The sequence below is a fragment of the Stappia sp. TSB10P1A genome (assembly GCF_900185725.1).
Lineage (GTDB): Bacteria > Pseudomonadota > Alphaproteobacteria > Rhizobiales > Stappiaceae > Stappia.
The window spans coordinates 354,430-373,967 of sequence record NZ_FYAU01000036.1 but is presented as its reverse complement, the minus strand read 5'-3'; the positions used below and the strand labels follow the sequence as shown (position 1 = coordinate 373,967).

15 protein-coding genes are annotated in these 19,538 nt (G+C 67.2%); 12 read left to right on the top strand and 3 right to left on the bottom strand.

Going from position 1 to position 19,538, the window contains the following annotated elements; translation table 11 throughout:
- The first annotated feature begins 44 nt into the window (after positions 1–44).
- The 3 genes from TSB10P1A_RS20365 (at position 45) to mog (ending at position 1,477) form a co-directional block, all read left to right on the top strand.
- Complete coding sequence (locus TSB10P1A_RS20365; RefSeq protein ID WP_186389775.1) at positions 45–617, top strand: cytochrome c oxidase subunit 3 family protein; 573 nt, start codon at positions 45–47, stop codon at positions 615–617.
- A gap of 5 nt (positions 618–622) precedes the next feature.
- Entirely contained in the window at positions 623–877 is a 255-nt protein-coding gene (locus TSB10P1A_RS20360; protein ID WP_186389774.1) for a cytochrome C oxidase subunit IV family protein, read from the top strand.
- A gap of 72 nt (positions 878–949) precedes the next feature.
- Entirely contained in the window at positions 950–1,477 is a 528-nt protein-coding gene (gene mog, locus TSB10P1A_RS20355; RefSeq protein WP_208987162.1) for a molybdopterin adenylyltransferase, read from the top strand.
- On the opposite strand, the gene TSB10P1A_RS20350 is transcribed toward mog, so the two are convergent.
- Genes TSB10P1A_RS20350 through TSB10P1A_RS20340 form a run of 3 tightly spaced genes read right to left on the bottom strand, consistent with a single transcriptional unit; the run spans position 1,449 to position 3,911 of the window.
- Positions 1,449–2,375, bottom strand: coding sequence for a U32 family peptidase (locus tag TSB10P1A_RS20350; RefSeq protein WP_186389772.1), 927 nt, complete (start codon positions 2,373–2,375; stop codon positions 1,449–1,451). The genes mog and TSB10P1A_RS20350 overlap by 29 nt on opposite strands.
- A 4-nt stretch (positions 2,376–2,379) precedes the next feature.
- Entirely contained in the window at positions 2,380–3,357 is a 978-nt protein-coding gene (locus TSB10P1A_RS20345; RefSeq protein ID WP_186390088.1) for a peptidase U32 family protein, read from the bottom strand.
- Positions 3,357–3,911: an SCP2 domain-containing protein gene (locus TSB10P1A_RS20340; RefSeq protein WP_208985230.1), complete on the bottom strand. Its 555-nt coding sequence runs from the start codon at positions 3,909–3,911 to the stop codon at positions 3,357–3,359. Before TSB10P1A_RS20340 ends, TSB10P1A_RS20345 begins: the two co-directional genes overlap by 1 nt.
- Positions 3,912–4,039: 128 nt before the next feature.
- Here TSB10P1A_RS20340 and TSB10P1A_RS20335 point away from each other — a divergent pair, with 128 nt between their 5' ends.
- The 9 genes from TSB10P1A_RS20335 (at position 4,040) to ileS (ending at position 18,427) form a co-directional block, all read left to right on the top strand.
- Positions 4,040–5,533 (top strand): UbiD family decarboxylase, encoded by a 1,494-nt coding sequence (locus TSB10P1A_RS20335; RefSeq protein ID WP_186389771.1) that lies wholly within the window; start codon positions 4,040–4,042, stop codon positions 5,531–5,533.
- Positions 5,530–6,105: a UbiX family flavin prenyltransferase gene (locus TSB10P1A_RS20330; protein ID WP_186389770.1), complete on the top strand. Its 576-nt coding sequence runs from the start codon at positions 5,530–5,532 to the stop codon at positions 6,103–6,105. Before TSB10P1A_RS20335 ends, TSB10P1A_RS20330 begins: the two co-directional genes overlap by 4 nt.
- Positions 6,106–6,235: 130 nt before the next feature.
- Entirely contained in the window at positions 6,236–7,654 is a 1,419-nt protein-coding gene (locus TSB10P1A_RS20325) for a mannose-1-phosphate guanylyltransferase/mannose-6-phosphate isomerase (RefSeq protein ID WP_186389769.1), read from the top strand.
- A 60-nt stretch (positions 7,655–7,714) separates the two neighbouring features.
- On the top strand, positions 7,715–9,211 hold the full coding sequence (locus tag TSB10P1A_RS20320) for a phosphomannomutase/phosphoglucomutase (protein WP_186389768.1): 1,497 nt from the start codon (positions 7,715–7,717) through the stop codon (positions 9,209–9,211).
- 37 nt (positions 9,212–9,248) lie between these two features.
- A complete protein-coding gene (locus TSB10P1A_RS20315; protein WP_186389767.1) occupies positions 9,249–10,427 on the top strand; it encodes an AGE family epimerase/isomerase in 1,179 nt (392 codons plus the stop codon).
- A 218-nt stretch (positions 10,428–10,645) separates the two neighbouring features.
- On the top strand, positions 10,646–10,990 hold the full coding sequence (locus TSB10P1A_RS20310) for a hypothetical protein (RefSeq protein ID WP_186389766.1): 345 nt from the start codon (positions 10,646–10,648) through the stop codon (positions 10,988–10,990).
- Between the two features lie 65 nt (positions 10,991–11,055).
- On the top strand, positions 11,056–13,677 hold the full coding sequence (locus TSB10P1A_RS20305) for a M10 family metallopeptidase (protein WP_186389765.1): 2,622 nt from the start codon (positions 11,056–11,058) through the stop codon (positions 13,675–13,677).
- Between the two features lie 143 nt (positions 13,678–13,820).
- Positions 13,821–15,146 (top strand): nucleotide sugar dehydrogenase, encoded by a 1,326-nt coding sequence (locus TSB10P1A_RS20300; protein ID WP_186389764.1) that lies wholly within the window; start codon positions 13,821–13,823, stop codon positions 15,144–15,146.
- 143 nt (positions 15,147–15,289) lie between these two features.
- Positions 15,290–18,427, top strand: a complete 3,138-nt coding sequence (ileS, locus tag TSB10P1A_RS20295; RefSeq protein ID WP_186389763.1) for an isoleucine--tRNA ligase — start codon at positions 15,290–15,292, stop codon at positions 18,425–18,427.
- Positions 18,428–19,538: the final 1,111 nt, after the last annotated feature.

The window sequence follows — 19,538 nt, the reverse complement described above, 5'->3', positions numbered from 1 at the left end:
CGCCGCGGGCGGCTGATAGGGTCGCGCCAACAGGAGGCGCGAGCATGCATGACGACGTTGCGGGCGAGACGCCCGACGAGGGATGGGGGCCGCTCGACGGACTGCCCGGCAATCCGATGATGTGGATCCTGATCCTCGGGGAACTCGCCGTCTTCGGCGCCCTGCTGGTCGGGTTCTCGGTGGCGCGGATGCTGAACCCGGTGGAGTTCGCCGCGGGACAGGCCGTGCTGGACGTGCGGCTCGGCGGGCTCAACACCTTGGTGCTGATCGCCAGCGGCTGGTGCGCGGCACTGGCCGTGCAGCGGCGCAGGAGCAACGGCTCGGGCCGCCCGCAACTCGTCGCGGCAATGGCGCTCGGGGCGGCGTTTCTCGTGGTGAAGGGGATCGAATACGCCGCCAAGCTCAAGGCCGGCCACGGCCCGGACAGCGGCACCTTCTTCGAACTCTACTATCTCGTCACCGGCTTCCATGCGCTGCATGTGGTCGCCGGTATCGTGCTGCTGGCCGTGGTCGCCTGGCGCAACAGCCTGGAGAACCTGGAGACCGGCACCGCCTTCTGGCACATGGTCGACCTGGTGTGGATCCTGGTCTTCCCCGTCGTCTACCTGATCGGGTGATCCTGATGGCCCGCCTGCATCTTGCCGCCGTTGCCCTGGCGCTGCTCGCCGTCGTCTCGCTCGAGGTTTCGGGCGGACCAGCGCCCCTACTCGTCTGGGCGATCCTCACCCTGACCATCGCCAAGGCGTGGATCGTGCTGACCGAGTTTCTCGGCCTGCGCGAGGCGCCGGCCGGTTGGCGCTACGGCCTCATCGCTCTCGTTGCCGCGCTGGGCGGCACCATCGGTGCCGTGTTCACGACGGCCCATCTCATCGGCTGATCGCCCTTTCCCGCACCCGTCCTTGACGGCATTCTCCTCAAGCAAGGTCCCATGACAGGCAGGTCACACCAAATGGCACGCATCGGCATTCTCACCGTTTCGGACCGCGCCAGCGCCGGCATCTATGAAGATCGCAGCGGGCCGGCGGCGCTCGACTGGCTGCGGCAGCACCTTGTCGGCGACTGGGAGTTCGTCACCCGCATCGTTCCCGACGGCGCCGACAGCGTCGCCGGTGCGATGCGTCACCTGTGCGATGTGGAGGGCTGCGACCTGCTGCTGGTCACCGGCGGCACCGGACCGGCGCCGCGCGACGAGACGCCCGAGGCTCTGGCGCAGGTCGCGACGCGCTTTCTGCCCGGCTTCGGCGAGGCGATGCGGCGGGCGAACCTTGCCGAGGTGCCGACGGCGATCCTGTCGCGCCAGGAGGCGGCGGTGCGGGGGGCAAGCCTCATCATCACCCTGCCGGGCAAGCCGGCGAGCATCGCTACGTCGCTCAATGCGGTCTTCGCCGCCGTGCCCTATTGCCTCGATCTGATCGGTGCGGCGCGCATCGACACCGATCCGGCCCGCCTCAAGGCGTTCCGGCCGGCTGCGTCCTGACCTCGCCCCTCGCGCCCGACCAGGCGACGCCGGTCGGCCCGTCGAGAAAGCCGTCGCAAAAGGCGCCGCCCGGCGCATGCGGCAGCGCCTTGGCGCAGAACTCCTCCGCATCGATCCGGCCCGACGTCAGATCCGCGAACAGGTCGATGACCTCGAAGAAGCCGGTGGTCTGCGGCGACAGGCGCAGACTGGCGACGCCTGCCTGGCGCAGGGACGGCAGGTGGTGGGCCATGTTGGCGCATTGGCCGGACAGGGTCTGCAAGCCGTTGATCGCCAGGAACTGCTGATCGTCGAGCGTGTCGACGGCCAGCCCGTCCGGGTCCTCGGCGCAGACGAACTGGCACTGGTCCTTGGCCCGGTCGTGATAGCGGGCATGGTAGCAGCGTCCGGAGATGGCGAGCGGCAGGCGCCCCCAGCCCCAGACCTCGACGGGCATGTCGGTGGCGGCGCAGATCCGCTGCACCGAGGCGGCCGAGAGTTCCGGCGGCAGGCAGACGCCGACCGCGCCGCGCCGCTGGAGCACCGCCAGCGTGCCCTCATTGTAAACATTCACCAAGGGGCCGACCGAGAAGCGGGCGCCCTCCGGCAGATAGGCCAGCATGGTGAGGTCGTTGACCTCGACTTCCAGCTCCATCGCGGCGAGTTCGGCCGCCATGCGCCGCTCCCGCTTCAGCGGCGTGATGAGGGCGAGGCTGGTCAACGCCACGTCCTTGCCGCCGGCGAGCAACTGCGCCACCGCGTCCGGCAGCCGCGTCTGGTAGAAGGGCAGCCGCTTCGAGCAGACAAGCTCGCCGAGGACCACGCGGGAGATGCCGGGCGTTTCCGCGAGACGCTCGTAGAACGCGCTCCACAGGCCCGCGTCCCAGAAGCCCTGGATCGGGCCGACGGTCAGTTGCATGCCTTCATCTCCAGATCTTGTTGTAGGCCCCGGCCGTCGCCGCCTGTCCCTCGGTCAGCCGGGCCAGCGCTCCGACGGGCACCTCGCGGCCCTCGGCGAGCGCCTCGACCGCCTGGCGGAAGTTGCGCACCACCTGCGCGACATAGGCGCGCGAGCGCTGGCGGCCCTCGATCTTCAAGGCGGTGACGCCGGCGCGGGACAGGGCGGGCAGGAGCTGCGAGGCGTCCAGGCTCGCCGGATCCTCGAACACATAGCCGGTGCGCGCGCCGACCTTGAAGCAGCCCTTGCACAGGGTGGGATAGGGAGCGGGCGCCTGCGCCGGGGTGCGGTGGATGGTGTAGCCGCCAAGGCGCGCGGCCAGATCCCCGCCCTCCTCCACATAGGACACGTGGCTTGCCGGCGAGCAGACGCCGTTCATGTTCGGCGACTTGCCGGAGATGTAGGAGGACAGCGAGCACCGCCCCTCCGCCATGACGCAGAGCCCGCCGAACACGAAGACCTCGGTCTCCACGTCGATGTCGCGATTGATGGTGGCGATCTCCTCGACGCTGAGCACCCGCGGCAGCACCACGCGCTTCACGTCGAAGGCGCTGGCATAGAAGTTGATGACATCCGGATTGGCGGCCGCCGCCTGCACCGAGAGATGCCGGCGCAGCGAAGGATGGCGCTCGGCCGCATGGGCGATCAGCCCGAGATCGGCGAGGATCGCCGCATCGGCGCCGAGCGTTGCCGCATCGCTCACCGCCCGGTGCCACAGCTCCATCTCGCCGGCGCGCGGGAAGGTGTTGATGGCGATCAGCACCTTGGCGCCGCGCGCATGGGCATAGGCGATGCCCTCGGCCATTTCGCGGCGCGAGAAATTGAGGCCGGGAAAGTTGCGGGCATTGGTGTCGTCGGCGAAGCCGCAATAGATGGCGTGGGCGCCGGCATCGACAGCCGCGCGCAGCGAGGCCGGTGTCCCGGCCGGGCAGACGAGCTCCATCATCGCACCGCTCCCGACCGCGTCAGCGGCACGCCGGTGGTCCGCTCGACTCCCTCGATCAGCCGCCGGGCCAGCCCGGACAGCGGGCCGGCGAACGTCGCCAGTTCCTGGCCGAGATCGAGTTCCGCGTCGTCGATGGCGTTGCGCAGCGCCAGCACGGCCGAGGTGTCGCCCTCCACCGTGAGATCGCGCGAGAAGAACAGGGCGTCGCCGTCCCAGACCCCGTGAACGAGGCCGATCAGCACCGCAAGCGAGCCGGAGATCCGGGCATCGCCGGCCGGCGGGTCGCGGTGCAGGCTGACCGCGGGCAGATCGCGCGTCAGGTCGAGCAGGAAGGAGACGGGCACATCGCTGGCGGTGAGCACGAACCGCGACCGGCGATAGGACCCGAGGCGCTCGAGAACCCCCGGATTGCGGGCGAGGATCTTGCGGGCGAGCCGCGTCAGCAGCATGTCGCCGGGAGGATAGGGGGCCAGCCGGACGCCGAGCGCAAGCAGCGCAGGCATGCGCGGGATCGCGCGATGTTCCGGCAAAGGGGCGAGGGCTTCGGGCATGTGGCGCTCCCGGCAGGCGTGGCGGACTGCCCGCACCATAGAAGCGCGACCTGGCGCCGTTGTTGATCCGTATCAACTTCGCGGTCGATCGGCTTTGCTATGGCTCACCGGTTGCAACAGGAGCCGCCATGCGCCGTCTGCCAGCCTTTCCGGACCTTCGCAGCTTCCTTCGCTGGTGCGACGCGGCCGGCGAGTTGCACACCCTCGGCCATCCGGTGTCGCTCGTCGAGGAGGTCACCGCGATCCATCGCAAGGTGCTGCTGGCGGGTGGCCCGGTCCTGCGATTCGACCGGCCGGTCTCGGCGGACGGCTCGGTGTCCGCCATCCCGCTCGTCGCCAATCTCTTCGGCACCCGGCGCCGCGTCGCGGCCGGCCTTGGCATCGAGCCGGCCGATATCGCCGAGCTTGGAGAGTTTCTCGCGGCTCTGCGTGCGCCGGTGCCCCCGCAAGGCATCAGTGATGCGCTGTCGCGCTGGCCGCAGATGGCGGCAGCGCTGCGCGCCCGTGTCAGGGTGGTGGGCGAGGGCGTCTCGCAGGAAGAGCGGATGAGCGAGCCCGACCTTTCGCGCCTGCCGGTGCAGACCTGCTGGCCGGGAGATGCAGGTCCGTTGATGACATGGCCGGTGGTGCTGACCCGCGACGCGGGGTCGCAGGCGAGTGACAGCGGGCGCTACAATGCCGGCATCTACCGGACGCAGGTGCTGGCAAAGGACCGCCTGATCCTGCGCTGGCTGCCGCACCGGGGCGGCGCTGCCCATCATCGAAGCTGGCAGCGCCAGGGCGAGCCGATGCCCGTCGCCATCGCCCTTGGCGCCGATCCGGCAACGCTGCTGGCGGCCGCCCTGCCGCTGCCGGAAACCGTGTCGGAGATTGCCTTTTCCGGCGTCCTGCGCGGGGCGCGCACCTCGCTCGCGCCGGCCGTCTCCGTGCCGATGCTGGTTCCCTCGAGCGCCGAGATCGTGGTGGAGGGTTGGGTGCATCCGGGCGAGACGGCGCCGGAGGGCCCGTTCGGCGATCACACCGGCTATTACAACTCGGTCGAGCCCTTCCCGGTGATGCGGGTGAGCGCGATCACCCATCGCCGCGATCCGCTCTACCTCTCCACCTGGACCGGCCGGCCGCCGGACGAGCCCTCGATCATCGGCGAGGTGTTCAACGATCTCGCGCTTCCCGTCATCCGCCAGCAGATCCCGGAAGTGGTGGACCTGTGGCTGCCGCCCGCCGCCTGCTCCTATCGGATCGCGGTGATCGCGATCGACAAGCGCTATCCCGGTCAGGCGCGCCGGGTGATGCTCGCCCTGTGGGGCCTGCTGCCGCAGTTCAGCTATACCAAGATGATCGTGGTGGTCGACGCCGACATCGACCCGCGCAACTGGGACGACATCGCCTGGGCGCTGGCGACCCGCTACGACCCGGCGCGCGACACGATGCAACTCGACCGCACGCCGATGGACTATCTCGACTTCGCCTCGCCGCTGGAAGGGCTTGCCGGCAAGATCGGCCTCGACGCGACGGTGAAGATCGGGTCCGAGACGGCCCGCGCCTTCGGCGAGGTGATGCGCCTGTCGCCGGAGGCGGAGAGCGCGGCCGAGCGCATCCTGAAGGCGGAGGGGCTGGCATGACCCGCGTGGTCCTCGGCGTCTCCGGCGCGTCCGGGGCAATGCTGGCGCTCGCCTGCGCCCGCGATCTCGCCCGGCGGGGCGCGTCGATCGATCTCGTGGTCAGCGCCGGGGGAGAGCGGACGTTTGCGTTGGAGGACGGTCTTGCCGCGCGGGCGGAGCTGTCCGCCCTGGCCGCGCGCGAGCATGCCATTGGCGATGTCGGGGCGCAGATCGCCTCCGGCTCCTGTCCGGTTGCCGGCATGGTCGTCGCGCCGTGTTCGATGCGCTCGCTCAGCGCCATCGCCCATGGTCTCGACGACAACCTGCTGACGCGCGCCGCCTCCGTCCAGCTCAAGGAGCGCCGGCCCTTGGTGCTGCTGGCGCGGGAGGCACCGCTGTCGCTCGTGCACCTGCGCAACATGGTGCTGGCGACCGAGGCCGGCGCCATCATCCTGCCGCCGGTGCCGGCCTTCTATCTGCAGCCCGACTCGCTGGCCGACGCGGTGGCCGAGATCGCCGCGCGGGCCGTCGACCTGCTGCGGCTGGGACCGGCTGAGGCGCGGCCCTGGCAACCGGCCGGTCCGGACATGTGAGCTGCGGGCGGCGTCTCGGCTGTTTCGCAGCCTTGGGGTTTCGGGTTAACCTCCTGTCAGTCCGGGATTTGGCAAAAGAGGGGAACCTCCTCCGCACGGTGCGGCAGACCCTGGCGACGAAAGACCTCGCGTGATCATTCCCTGCATCCTGTCCGGTGGCTCCGGTTCTCGGCTCTGGCCGCTGTCGCGCTCCGCCCGTCCCAAGCAGTTCCTTCCGATCTTCGATGGCGAGAGCCTGTTCCAGAAGACGCTGAAGCGCTTCGCCGGCCCTGCCTTCGCCGCCCCCATCGTCATCGCCAATTCCGAGCACCGCTTCCTTGTCGGCGAGCAGATGGCCGAGGCCCGCGCCCCCGCCGATGAGGCTGCCATCGTGCTGGAGCCGGTCGGCCGCAATACGGCGGCCCCCGCCGCCATCGCCGCGCTGTTGGCGCAGGCGCGCGACCCGGACGCGCTGGTGCTACTGGCGCCCTCCGACCATCTGCTGCGCGATACGGACGCCTTCGCCGCCGCCGTCGAGCGCGCGCTTCCGGCCGCAAGGGCCGGGCGCATCGTCACCTTCGGCATCAAGCCGTCCGAGCCCAACACCGGCTATGGCTATATCCGCCTGGCGGAGGCGGGCGAGGGGCCGTGTGCCGTCGAGGCCTTTGTCGAGAAGCCGGATCTGGAGCGCGCCCGAGCGTTTCTGGAAGCCGGCACCTATGTGTGGAATGCCGGCATCTTCCTGTTCTCCGCCCGCGCCATGCTGGAGGAGTTTGCGCGCCACGCGCCCGAGGTCCTTGACCGGGTGCGCGAGGCGCTGGGCGCGGCGACCCGCGACCTCGACTTCCTGCGCCTCGATGCGGGGCTGTTCTCCAAGGTGCCGAACATCTCCATCGACTATGCGATCATGGAGAAGTCGGAGCGGATTTCCTGTGTGCCGATGGAACCGGGCTGGAGCGATCTGGGTTCCTGGTCTGCGGTATGGGAAGCTTTCGAGAAATCCGATGACGGCAACAGCGTTCTGGGCGAGGCGCGTTTCGTGAAGGCACGGGACAATCTCGTCGTCAGCGACGGCGCGCTGGTCTCGGTGATCGGTCTCGACCACGTCATGGTGGTTGCGACCAAGGACGCCGTCCTCGTCGCCGACAAGGCCCATGCCCAGGACGTCAAGACCGTGGTCGAAGGGTTGCAGGCGGAAGGGCGCCGCGAGACGCGCGAGCATCGCCGCCTGTACCGGCCCTGGGGCTGGCGTGAGGAGATCGCCGTCGGCGGCCGCTTCCAGGTGCAGGAAATCGAGATCAAGCCGGGCGAGAGCATGTCCCGGCAAAGCCATGTCAACCGGGCCGAGCACTGGGTGGTGGTCTCCGGCACGCTCGCGGTCGAGATCGACGGCGAGACACGGTTGATGACCGAGAACCAGTCGGCTTACGTTCCGGTCGGCGCCCGCCATCGCCTCGCCAATCCGGGCCGGGTGCCGGCGCGTGTCATAGAAATCCAGTCGGGCGCCTATATAGGCGACGACGACATTATCCGTTACGACGAGGCGGGAGCGCCCCTTTCGCCGGAGTAGGTCCGGGTTCGCCGTCCAGTCCCGCCTATGCCGCCCCGCATCAGATCCTGAGGAAGACACATGTTGCCAGTGCCCGTCGCCGAACTGAAGCCGAACACCTATGCCTACGAGTCCCGGCCTATGGTGAAGGCCACCGGTTTCCGCGAATACGATGCCCGCTGGCTTTTCGAGAAGGAAATCAACCTCATGGGGATGCAGGCCCTCGGCATGGGCATTGCGACCCTAATGCACGAGCGCGGCGTGCGCCCCGACATCGTCGTCGGCCATGATTTCCGCGGCTATTCCGCCTCGATCAAGATGGCGCTGGTCACCGGCCTGATGGCCGGCGGCGTGCGCGTCCACGACATCGGCCTTGCCCTGTCGCCGATGGCCTATTTCGCGCAGTTCGCCCTCGACGTGCCGGCGGTCGCCATGGTCACCGCCTCGCACAACGACAATGGCTGGACCGGCGTCAAGATGGGCATCGAGCGCCCGATGACCTTCGGCCCGGACGAGATGGGGCGACTGAAGGAGATCGTCCTGACCGCGAGTTTCCGCGAAGGCTCCGGCAGCTACCGCTTCGTCGAGAACTTCCCCGAGCAGTATATCGCAGACCTGACCCACCGGCCGCGCCTCTCCCGTCCCATCAAGGTCGTCGCCGCCTGCGGCAACGGCACGGCCGGCGCCTTCGCGCCGCGTGTCCTTGAGGCGCTGGGCGCCGACGTCATCCCGCTCGACTGCGAACTCGACCACACCTTCCCGCGCTACAACCCCAATCCGGAGGACATGAAGATGCTTCATGCGCTCCGCGACAAGGTGCTGGAGAGCGGCGCCGAGGTGGGGCTCGGCTTCGACGGCGACGGCGACCGCTGCGGCGTCGTCGACAACGAGGGCGAGGAGATCTTTGCCGACAAGGTCGGCGTGATGCTCGCGCGCGATCTGTCGGCGCTGCATCCCGGCTGCCGCTTCGTCGTCGACGTCAAGTCGACGGGCCTCTTCGCCACCGATCCGGTGCTGCAGCAGAACGGCGCGGTGACCGATTACTGGAAGACCGGCCATTCCTATATCAAGCGCCGCGTCAACCAGTTGGACGCGCTGGTCGGCTTCGAGAAGTCCGGCCATTATTTCTTCAACGCGCCGATCGGCCGTGGCTACGACGACGGTCTCGTCTCGGCCATCGCCATCCTCGACATGCTGGATCGCAACCCGGACCGGTCGATGGCGGATCTGCGCCGCGCGCTGCCGCGCACCTGGGGCTCGCCGACCATGTCGCCGCACTGCGCCGACGAGATCAAATACGAGGTCGTCGAGCGGGTGGTGGCGCGCTTCACGGCGATGAAGGAGCGCGGCGAGACGATTGCCGGCCACGGCATTGCCGATCTCGTCACCGTCAACGGCATTCGCGTCGTCGCCGAGGACGGCACCTGGGGCCTTGTGCGCGCCTCGTCCAACAAGCCGGAACTCGTCGTCGTGGTGGAAAGCCCGGTCTCCGAGGAGCGGCTGCACGCCATGTTCAAGGCGGTCGACGCGGTGTTGCGGGAGAATCCGGAAGTCGGCGACTACAACCAGACGCTCTGACGCGGCGTCGGCGGTCTTTTGGAAGGAGGAGGCGGTGGTGCGCGCGACACGGTCCGAGGATCCTGCCTCCGAACTGATGGTGGTTCGCGAGCGGCTGAAGAACTGGCTCGTGCGCGACGCCCTGCCGCTCTGGGCGAGAGCCGGCTACGACGAGGCGAGTGGGCGCTTCGCCGAAAGCCTGACGCTGGAGACGGCGCAGCCCTCGTCTGCACCGGCGCGTCCGCGCGTCCCGCCCCGGCAGATCTATTCCTTTATCGAGGGGGCGCGGCTCGGCTGGCCGGGGCCGGCGGCGGATATCGCGCGCCGGGGGCTCGCCGCGTTCCACGAGGATTTCCTCCAGGCCGATGGCAGCCTGCGGCCGAGGACAGCGGACGGGTCGCGCCCCTTCGACCTTTATGACCAGGCCTTTGCCCTGTTCGCCTATGCCAGCATCGCCGGGGCCGTTGCCGGCCTGCGCGAGCAGGTCGTCGCGGATGCCCGGCGGCTGCGCGATCTGCTGGTCGAGACGCTCGGCCACCCGGACGGAGGGTTCGAGGAAGACGTTCCCCGCCGCCTGCCGCTGCGGGCCAACCCGAACATGCACCTGTTCGAGGCGGCGCTCGCCTGGGCGCATCTGTCGGGCAGCCCGCGCTGGGGCGAGATGGCCCGCTCTATCGCCGACCTTGCCCTGCACCGCTTCATCGATCCCGACCTCGGCGTGCTGCGCGAGTATTTCGACGGCGACTGGTCGCCGGCTGCGGGCGAGGCCGGACACAAGGTCGATCCGGGGCACCTCTTCGAATGGTGCTGGCTGCTGACCACATGGGGCCGCCGCGCCGGCCGGGAGGATGCGCTCGCGGCTGCCGCGCGGCTGTATGCCGCCGGGACCAGGCACGGCATCTGTCCCGATCGCGGCGTCGTCATGCTGGAGATCGGCGACGACCTCACCCCGCGCGAGCCGGTCGCGCGGCTGTGGTCGCAGACGGAATGGCTGAAGGCGTCGCTGGTGATGATGGAAGAGGCGCGCGAGGCCGGCGACGCTGCGCGTGAGCGCGAGGCCGCTGCCGCCGCCGTCGCCGCCGCTGCTGCCGTCGAGCGCTATCTCGATGTCCAGCCGCGCGGTCTCTGGCGCGACCGCCTTGCCGCGGACGGGCGTTTCATCGAGGAACCGGCACCGGCGAGTTCCCTCTACCATCTCGTCTGCGCCATCGCCGAGCTCAACCGGGTCTGCGGCTGAGCGGCCGTCGGCGCGATATCACGGAAGTTTCACGAAGCTGGTGGAGAGTGCCGCAAGGAGAAGCCGGAGCAGGGTGCTTGCGGGAGTAAGCGATGCAGGTGGCGGGTTGGACATCGACCTCGGCAGACTTGCCGGTTTCCGGATCTTGCTGTTCTGTCGGACAATAGGAGCGCGGCCGCCCTCGAGCGGCCGGGGCCAACGAAGAAGCAGGTGTTCCGGTGTGCGGACCAGGTGTTGAGGAAATCGTCGTTGCGTGTGCCGCCGATGAGGATGTCTGGCGCCGGCAGGCGTGTGACGGCCTGGCGGAACGGTTGCGGGAGATGACGGGGGCCGGGGTCCGGGTCTCGGACCAGGCGGCCGGCGCTGGGGGGCTGCGTGTGGCCGTGGAATGGGTGCGATCCGCCGACACGTTCGTGATGGCGCGGCTGTCCTGGCGGAAGGATGGGGAGGCGGTCGCCACCACCGGGCCGGTGATCGAATTCTCCGTCAATGACAGGCAGGTCCGGCTCTCCGACGCGGGGCCTTTCGGGCGGGTGTTGGCGGACAGCTTCCTTAAAGATTGATATTGAGCGAGTATCCGATTCGTATGGATTTGGAGCCCCGGTAAGGGCCGAGAGGGTGAAAGAACATGTGCGATCTCTGTGCGATGACCTATCGGGATCCTGAAGTTCCCGTTGTTGCCGGCTATAGCTGCGACGAGACATTCTCTCCCGGCGCCGACTTCGCGGTGATCACGGAAGGGGCCGACGCCGTCGCCAACACCTCCACCTCCTACACGATCAATGTCGGCGACAGTTTCAACGGAACCATTGCCTTCAACGGCGACCTCGACTGGGTGCGTGTCGCGCTGGAGGCGGGGCAGACCTACAACATCGCTCTCAATGCGGCGAGCGGCAGCTCTCTCGATGCCTATCTGCGCGTCCACAATTCGGCCGGTACCCAGGTCGCCTTCAATGACGATGGCGGCGTGGGAACGAACTCCGCACTCTCCTTCACCGCGTCGGCGAGCGGGTACTACTATCTGAGCGCCGGCGCGTGGAACAATTCTTCGACGGGCGCCTATACGATGTCGATCGCGGCGGCTCCGCCGATGCCGGTCTTCACCAACGACCAGATCGCCGCGCAACTGACGGATGGCTACTGGAACTCGACGGGACGCTCGCAGCGGTCCTTCGACGTGTCGGCCGGCGGCACGCTGACCGTCAACATCACCGGGCTTACGACCGAAGGGCAGTTTCTTGCGACCCAGGCCCTGGCCGCCTGGACCAACGTGACCGGCATCAACTTCAGCTTCATCACCGGTTCGGCGCACATCACCTTCGACGACAACGACAGCGGCGCCTACAATACTTCGACAACCAGCGGCAGTCGCATTCTCTCGTCCTTCGTGAACGTCTCGACAGCATGGCTGGCGAACTCCGGCACGACGATCGACAGCTATTCCTTCCAGACCTACATCCACGAGATCGGTCATGCGCTGGGGCTCGGTCATGCCGGCAACTACAACAGCAATGCCACCTACGGCATCGACAATCACTACAGGAACGATTCCTGGCAGGCGACGGTCATGTCGTATTTCGACCAGCTTGAGAATACGTATATCGACGCAAGCCGGGCCTATATCATCACGCCGATGATTGCGGACATCATCGCGATCCAGAATCTCTACGGAACGCCAGCCAATATCCGCACCGGCAATACGACTTATGGCAATGCGTCCACCGCCGGTGGCTACATCGATAACTTCGTCAGTTTCGGTAACAACGTCGCCATGACCATCTATGACAATGGCGGCATCGACACGATCAACTTCAGCGGAGAGAGCGCCAACCAGCTCATCGATCTTCGCCCCGAGCATTATTCGAATGTCGCCGGCCTGATCGGCAATCTCTCCATCGCTCGCGGCACCATCATCGAGAACGCGGTCGGCGGATCCGGCAATGACACGCTGATCGGCAACAGCGCCAACAATGTTCTGAATGGCGGTGCGGGCGCGGACACGATGATCGGCGGCGCGGGCAACGATACGTATTACGTGGACAATGTCGGCGACACGATCACTGAACTCGCGGGCGAGGGCGTCGACACGGTGATCAGCTCGATCTCGTTCGAGCTTTGGCGTCACAGCCAGCATCTTGAGAACCTGACGCTGACGGGGACAGCGAACCTGTTTGCGACCGGCAACATGCAGGCGAACGTCATCCGGGGCAATTCCGGCAACAACTGGATCGACGGGGCGCAGGGCGCCGACACGATGATCGGCGGGGCGGGCAATGACACCTATATCGTCGACAATGTCGGCGACACGATCATTGAACTCGCGGGCGAGGGCATCGACACGGTGATCAGCTCGATCTCGTTCGAGCTTTGGCGTCATAGCCAGCATCTGGAGAACCTGACGCTGACGGGGACAGCGAACCTGTCGGGCATCGGCAACATTCAGAACAATGTGATCCGGGGCAACTCCGGCAACAACTGGATCGACGGAGCGCAGGGCGCCGACACGATGATCGGCGGTGCGGGCAATGACACCTATGTGGTGGACAATGTCGGCGACACGATCATTGAGCTTGCGGGCGAGGGCATCGACACGGTGATCAGCTCGATCTCGTTCGAGCTTTGGCGCCACAGCCACCACCTTGAGAACCTGACGCTGACGGGGACAGCGAACCTGTCGGGCATCGGCAACATTCAGAACAATGTGATCCGGGGCAATTCCGGCAACAACTGGATCGATGGGGCACAGGGCGCCGACACGATGATCGGCGGTGCGGGCAATGACACCTATGTGGTGGACAATGTCGGCGACACGATCATTGAGCTTGCGGGCGAGGGCATCGACACGGTGATCAGCTCGGTCTCGTTCGAGCTTTGGCGCCACAGCCACCACCTCGAGAACCTGACGCTGACGGGGACAGCGAACCTGTCGGGCATCGGCAACATGCAGGCGAACGTGATCCGTGGCAATTCCGGCAATAACTGGCTTGACGGTGCCCAGGGCAACGACATTCTGACCGGCGGTGCCGGTGCCGACACCTTCGTCTTCCTGTCGGCCGGGGATATCGACACGATCACCGATTTCGAGGCGGGGATTGACACGATCCGGATCGGCCTCGGGGTGACGAATTTTTCGCAAGTGACGGTGACGGATGTGGGGGCGGACACGCACCTGACCTTCGGTTCCAACACGATCATCCTGCAGAATTTCGATCACGCGCTCGTCTCGGCCAGCGACTTCAGCTTCGTGTGACCGAGGGGTAGGGCGAGCGCCCGGCGGAGGAGAACTCTCGTCGCCGGGGCTTGCCGCGCTGCGGCGCCTGTGCCACACGAAACGGCATGCGGACCCTCCTCCGCATGCCGTTTCTCTTTCATCGAACCGACCGAGATCCGATCATGGCCGCGGACACCGCCCCTTCCGACGCCCTTGCCAGCCTGTGCGCCCGCCTTGCCGACCGCTCCGCCGTCATCGGCGTCATCGGCCTCGGCTATGTCGGCCTGCCGCTCGCCTTGCGCTTTTCGCAGATCGGCCACCCCATCGTCGGCTTCGACGTCGATCCGGCCAAGATCGCAAGGCTCAACGCGGATCGCGGCTTTCCCCGCTATGTCGGCAACCGGCGCGAGGAGGTGCGGTTCGCCGGCCCCTTCGAGGCGACGACGGACTTCGCGCGCGCGGCCGAGTGCGACGCGCTGATCATCTGCGTGCCGACGCCGCTCGGCCGCTTCCACGATCCGGACATCGGCTATATCCTCGATGCCGCCCGCGCCATCCGCCCGCATCTGCGGCCCGGCCAGGTCGTCGCGCTGGAATCGACCACTTACCCCGGCACCACCGAGGACGACATGCTGCCGGCCATGGCGCGCGAGGATCTGGTGGTGGGCAAGGACGTCTTCGTCGTCTACTCGCCTGAGCGCGAGGACCCCGGCAATGCCCGCTATGGCATCCGCGAAATCCCCAAGGTGGTGAGCGGCGTCACCCCCGCCTGCCTGGCCGCGGCCGAGGCGCTCTATGGCTCGGCCGTCGACCAGTTGGTGCCGGTCTCCTCGACCCGCGTTGCCGAGATGACCAAGCTGCTGGAGAACATCCACCGGGCGGTCAATATCGGCCTCGTCAACGAGATGAAGACGCTCGCCGACCGCATGGGCATCGACATCTTCGAGGTCATCCGCGCCGCCGCCACCAAGCCCTTCGGCTTCACCGCCTTCTATCCCGGCCCCGGCGTCGGCGGCCACTGCATCCCGGTCGATCCGTTCTATCTGACCTGGAAGGCGCGCGAATACGGCCTGCACACCCGCTTCATCGAGCTTGCCGGCGAGATCAACCGCTACATGCCGGACTTCATCGTCGAGAAGCTGATGGACGCGCTGAACGGCCACCGCAAGGCGCTCAACGGCGCCAGGGTGCTGGTGCTCGGCGCCGCCTTCAAGAAGAACATCGACGACATCCGCGAGTCGCCGAGCCTGATGGTGATGGAGCGGATCGTCGCGCGGGGAGGGGAGCTCACCTATGCCGACCCCTTCGTGCCGCAGCTCTCGCTGGAAAGCGGCCATGCCTTCGCGTCCGTCGAGGTGGATGCCGAGACCATCGCGCGCCAGGATGCCGTCGTCATCGCCACCGATCACGACGCCTTCGACTACGCGATGATCCTCGACAGGGCGAAGCTGGTGGTCGACACGCGCGGCCGCTATCCGGCAAGCGAGCCGAAAGTGACGCGCGCCTGAGGCACTGCCAGACGCCGGCATGCCCGCCATGCCGGCCGTGACGATTGTATTTTCCCCGCCGGTCGGCTAACCCACGCAACGACATGTTGCGGGCGGCTCCGCGGTTCCCCGCCCGGCGACCAAATCAGAACGGGACATCTGTGATGTACGAAGCCATCGATCCGAATCCCAATTTTCCCAAGCTCGAGGAAGACATCCTCAAGTTCTGGCAGGAAAACCGGATTTTCGAGATTTCGGTGGAGAGCCGCCGCAACCAGGACGGGGCGGGCGAATACATCTTCTATGACGGCCCTCCCTTCGCCAACGGCTTGCCGCATTACGGGCACCTGGCCACCGGCTTCGTCAAGGACCTGATCCCGCGCTACCGCACCATGCGCGGCGACTGCGTCGAGCGGCGGTTCGGCTGGGACTGCCACGGCCTGCCGGCGGAGCTGACCTCGGAGAAGGAACTCGGCATCTCGGGCCGCAACGAGATCCTCGACTACGGCATCGGCAAGTTCAACGAGCACTGCTCGGTCTCGGTCATGCGCTTCACCAACGAGTGGCGCTACTATGTCGAGCGGCAGGGGCGCTGGGTCGATTTCGAGAACGATTACAAGACCATGAACCTCTCCTTCATGGAGAGCGTGATCTGGGGCTTCAAGCAGCTCTGGGACAAGGGGCTGGTCTATCGCGGCTACCGCGTCGTGCCCTATTCCTGGGCCGTGCAGACGCCGCTGTCGAACTTCGAGACGCGCCTCGACAACTCCTATCGCGAGCGCCAGGACCCGGCGCTGACCGTCGGCTTCCTGCTCAAGGGCGAGCGCTTCGCCGCCGTGCCGACGCGCCTGCTCGCCTGGACGACGACGCCCTGGACCCTGCCGTCGAACCTGGCGCTGGCCGTGTCGCCGGATCTCGCCTATGCGATCCTGGAAAAGGACGGCGTGCGGGTGATCCTCGCCGAGGCGGCGCTGGAGCGCTACGAGCGTGAGTTCGGCGAGTGGCAGACGGTCGGTACGCTCAAGGGCGCGGAGCTGGCCGGCACCGCCTACGAGCCGCTTTTCCCCTATTTCAAGGGCACGGAGAACGCCTTCGCCGTGCTTGCCGCCGCTTTCGTCGAGGCCGGCGACGGCACGGGCTGCGTGCATATCGCGCCGGGCTTCGGCGAGGACGACTTCGAGCTCGCCCGCGACCGCGGCATCCCGCTGGTCGTGCCTGTCGACGAGGCCGGCAACTTCACCGCCGAGGTCGCCGACTATGCCGGCCAGAACGTCATCGAGGCGAACAAGGACATCATCCGCGACCTCAAGGCGCGCGGCGATACCGTCTATCGCCACGAGACCTATCTGCACGACTATCCCCACTGCTGGCGCACTGACACGCCGCTGATCTACAAGGCGATCGACGCCTGGTATGTCGCCGTCTCGCAGTTCAAGGACCGGATGGTCGAGCTCAACCAGCAGATCGACTGGATCCCCGCGCATGTGCGTGACGGCCAGTTCGGCAAGTGGCTGGAGAATGCCCGCGACTGGAACATCTCGCGCAACCGCTTCTGGGGCTGCCCGATCCCGGTCTGGGTGAGCGACGACCCGAACCATCCGCGCATGGACGTCTACGGCTCTCTGGAGGAGCTGGAGCGCGACTTCGGCGTCAAGGTGGACAACCTGCACCGGCCGATGATCGACGAGCTGGTCCGCCCGAACCCGGACGATCCGACCGGCAAGGCGATGATGCGCCGCGTGCCGGAAGTGCTCGACGTGTGGTTCGATTCCGGCTCGATGCCCTTCGCCCAGCAGCACTATCCGTTTGAGAACAAGGAGCATTTCGAGCGGAACTTCCCGGCCGACTTCATCGTCGAATATGTCGCCCAGACCCGCGGCTGGTTCTACACGCTGATGGTCCTGTCGACGGCGATCTTCGACCGTGCGCCGTTCCGCAATGCGGTCTGCCACGGCGTGGTGCTGGACGAGAACAAGCAGAAGCTCTCCAAGCGGCTGCAGAACTATCCGGATCCGGTCGGCGTCTTCAACACCTATGGCGCCGACGCGCTGCGCTGGTACATGCTGTCCTCGCCGCTGCTGGTCGGCGGCGACCTGGCGGTCGCCAAGGACGGGCGCGGCATCGCCCAGGCGCTGCGCCAGGCGATCATCCCGATCTGGAGCGCCTATTACTTCTTCACGCTCTACGCCAATGCCGACCAGTACCAGGCACAGGTCCGTTTCGACCAGAAGGGCCTCTTGGACCGCTATATCCTCGCCAAGACCCGCGAGCTGATCGAGCAGATCGAGGGCTCGCTCGACGCCTATGATATCCCCGCCGCCTATTCGCATGTGCCGGGCTATATCGACGCGCTCAACAACTGGTACATCCGCCGTTCGCGGTCGCGCTTCTGGGGCGAGGATCTCAACGACGACAAGCGCGACGCGCTCGACACGCTCTACACGGTGCTGACGCACCTGATGCGCGTGCTGGCGCCGATGATGCCCTTCGTCACCGAGCGCATCTACAAGGGCCTGACGGGCGAATTGTCCGTGCATCTGGCCGACTGGCCGGAGGCGGCCAGGATGCCGAGCGATCCGGACCTCGTGCGGCGGATGGACCTTATCCGCGACGTCTGCAACTCGGTGATGTCGCTGCGCGAGGCCAAGCGCCTGCGCGCCCGCCTGCCGCTGAAGACGCTGACCGTCGCCCATGCGGACATCGAGGATCTGCGCCCCTATTCGCAGCTCATCGCCGACGAGGTCAACGTCAAGGAGCTGGTGCTGGAGGCCGACCCGCTGTCGGTCGGCGAGCACAGCCTGGTGGTCAAGCCGCAGATCGGCAAGCGCCTCGGCCAGAAGATGAAGGAGGTGATGACCGCCTCCAAGACCGGCAACTGGACGCTGCGGCCCGACGGCATCGTCGAACTGGCCGGCGTCGAACTGCCGCCCGAAGACTACACCATGCGGGTCATGGCGCCGGAAGGGTCGGACACCGGCCTCTTCGATGCCAGCCGCGGCGTGGTGGTGATGGACACGCGGATCTATCCGGAGCTGGAGCGCGAGGGTTATGCCCGCGACGTGGTCCGCCTTATCCAGCAGACCCGCAAGGACGGTGGCCTGCAGGTGACCGACCGCATCCGCCTCAACCTGGTGCTGCCGGAGGCGCTGGTCCAGGCGGTGGAGGAGCACCGCGCCCGCATCGCCCAGGACACGCTGGCGCTGGAGCTGACCATCGGCGGCGCGCTGGACGGCGCCTTCCGCGCCGAGCATGAGGTCGGCGGCAGCGAGATCGCCATCGAGATCGTCAAGGCGGACGCCTGATCGCGGGGACGCCGGGACTGCAAATGAAGAAGGGGCGGAGCGACCGGAACGTCGCTCCGCCCCTTTCGTTTGTCGTTGCCGGGGCGGTGCGAACGCGCGGCGGGACTGCCTGGGTCGAGGCGAGCAGGCTCCGGCGGCGGGGGCTTGGCGCAGTCCGGCGGCGGACCGCAAAACGGGGATAGGCGTCACCGGCGGCGGGGGATAAGCGGCGAAACGAGATTGAGAGCGGTGTCTCGAAATTTTGCGCCGGCGCTCGGAATTTTCGATTTATATCATTGAAATGGTTAGGTTATTTTAGCCGGATTGCTCGCGCAAATTTCGAGACGGATTTTGCAAAAATCGCTCTCGAAATCGGCTGAAATTGAGACGGTGGACCAAATTGGCCGGATGGCGCGACATGTCGGGCGATCGGCCTGGCCGGCGATGGACCTGCCCGGCGATGGACCTGCCCGGCGTCTTCCCGGGCAAGCGAAGCGCGACCCGGGACCGGAGAGCCGAGGGCCTATGGGGTGCGCGCCCGGCCGTTCCCACGAACGTTCGTGGCTCTCCGGTCCCGGATCGTCGGCCTTCGGCCTCGTCCGGGAAGACGCGGGGAGAGGCATGTGCGACAAATATCCGTTGAGGGTGCCAATGGATCCCGGCTCTGCGCTGCGCGCGGCCGGGATGACCGCCGAGGAGGAGGCAGCGCCGTGGCTCCTCGGTCCGGCCGGGATTGACGTCCGAGGAGGAGGCGGTGCCTCACATCCTCTCGGCCGTCACCCCGGGCAAGCGGAGCGCGACCCGGTGCCCATTGGCTGCCAGAGCGGCGGCGTTGGTACGCCGCGCTTCCCATCAAGGACACTTCGCAGGATCGCACGACCAACGACGCCTCATGCCGGCCGAGGGTGCCTCTGGATCCCGGCTCTCCGGCTTCGCCTGCGGCCGGGATGACCTCGGAGAGGGAGGCAGTGCCTCGCATCCCCTCGGCCGTCACCCCGGGCAAGGCGCAGCCGCGACCCGGGGCCTATTGGCTGCCAGAGCGGCGGTGAGGACGCATCGCCGCCTGTTTTGTCCTTCCGGCCGTTGCCACGATCGCCGTGGCTCTCCGGTCCCGGGTCTCGCGATGCTCGCC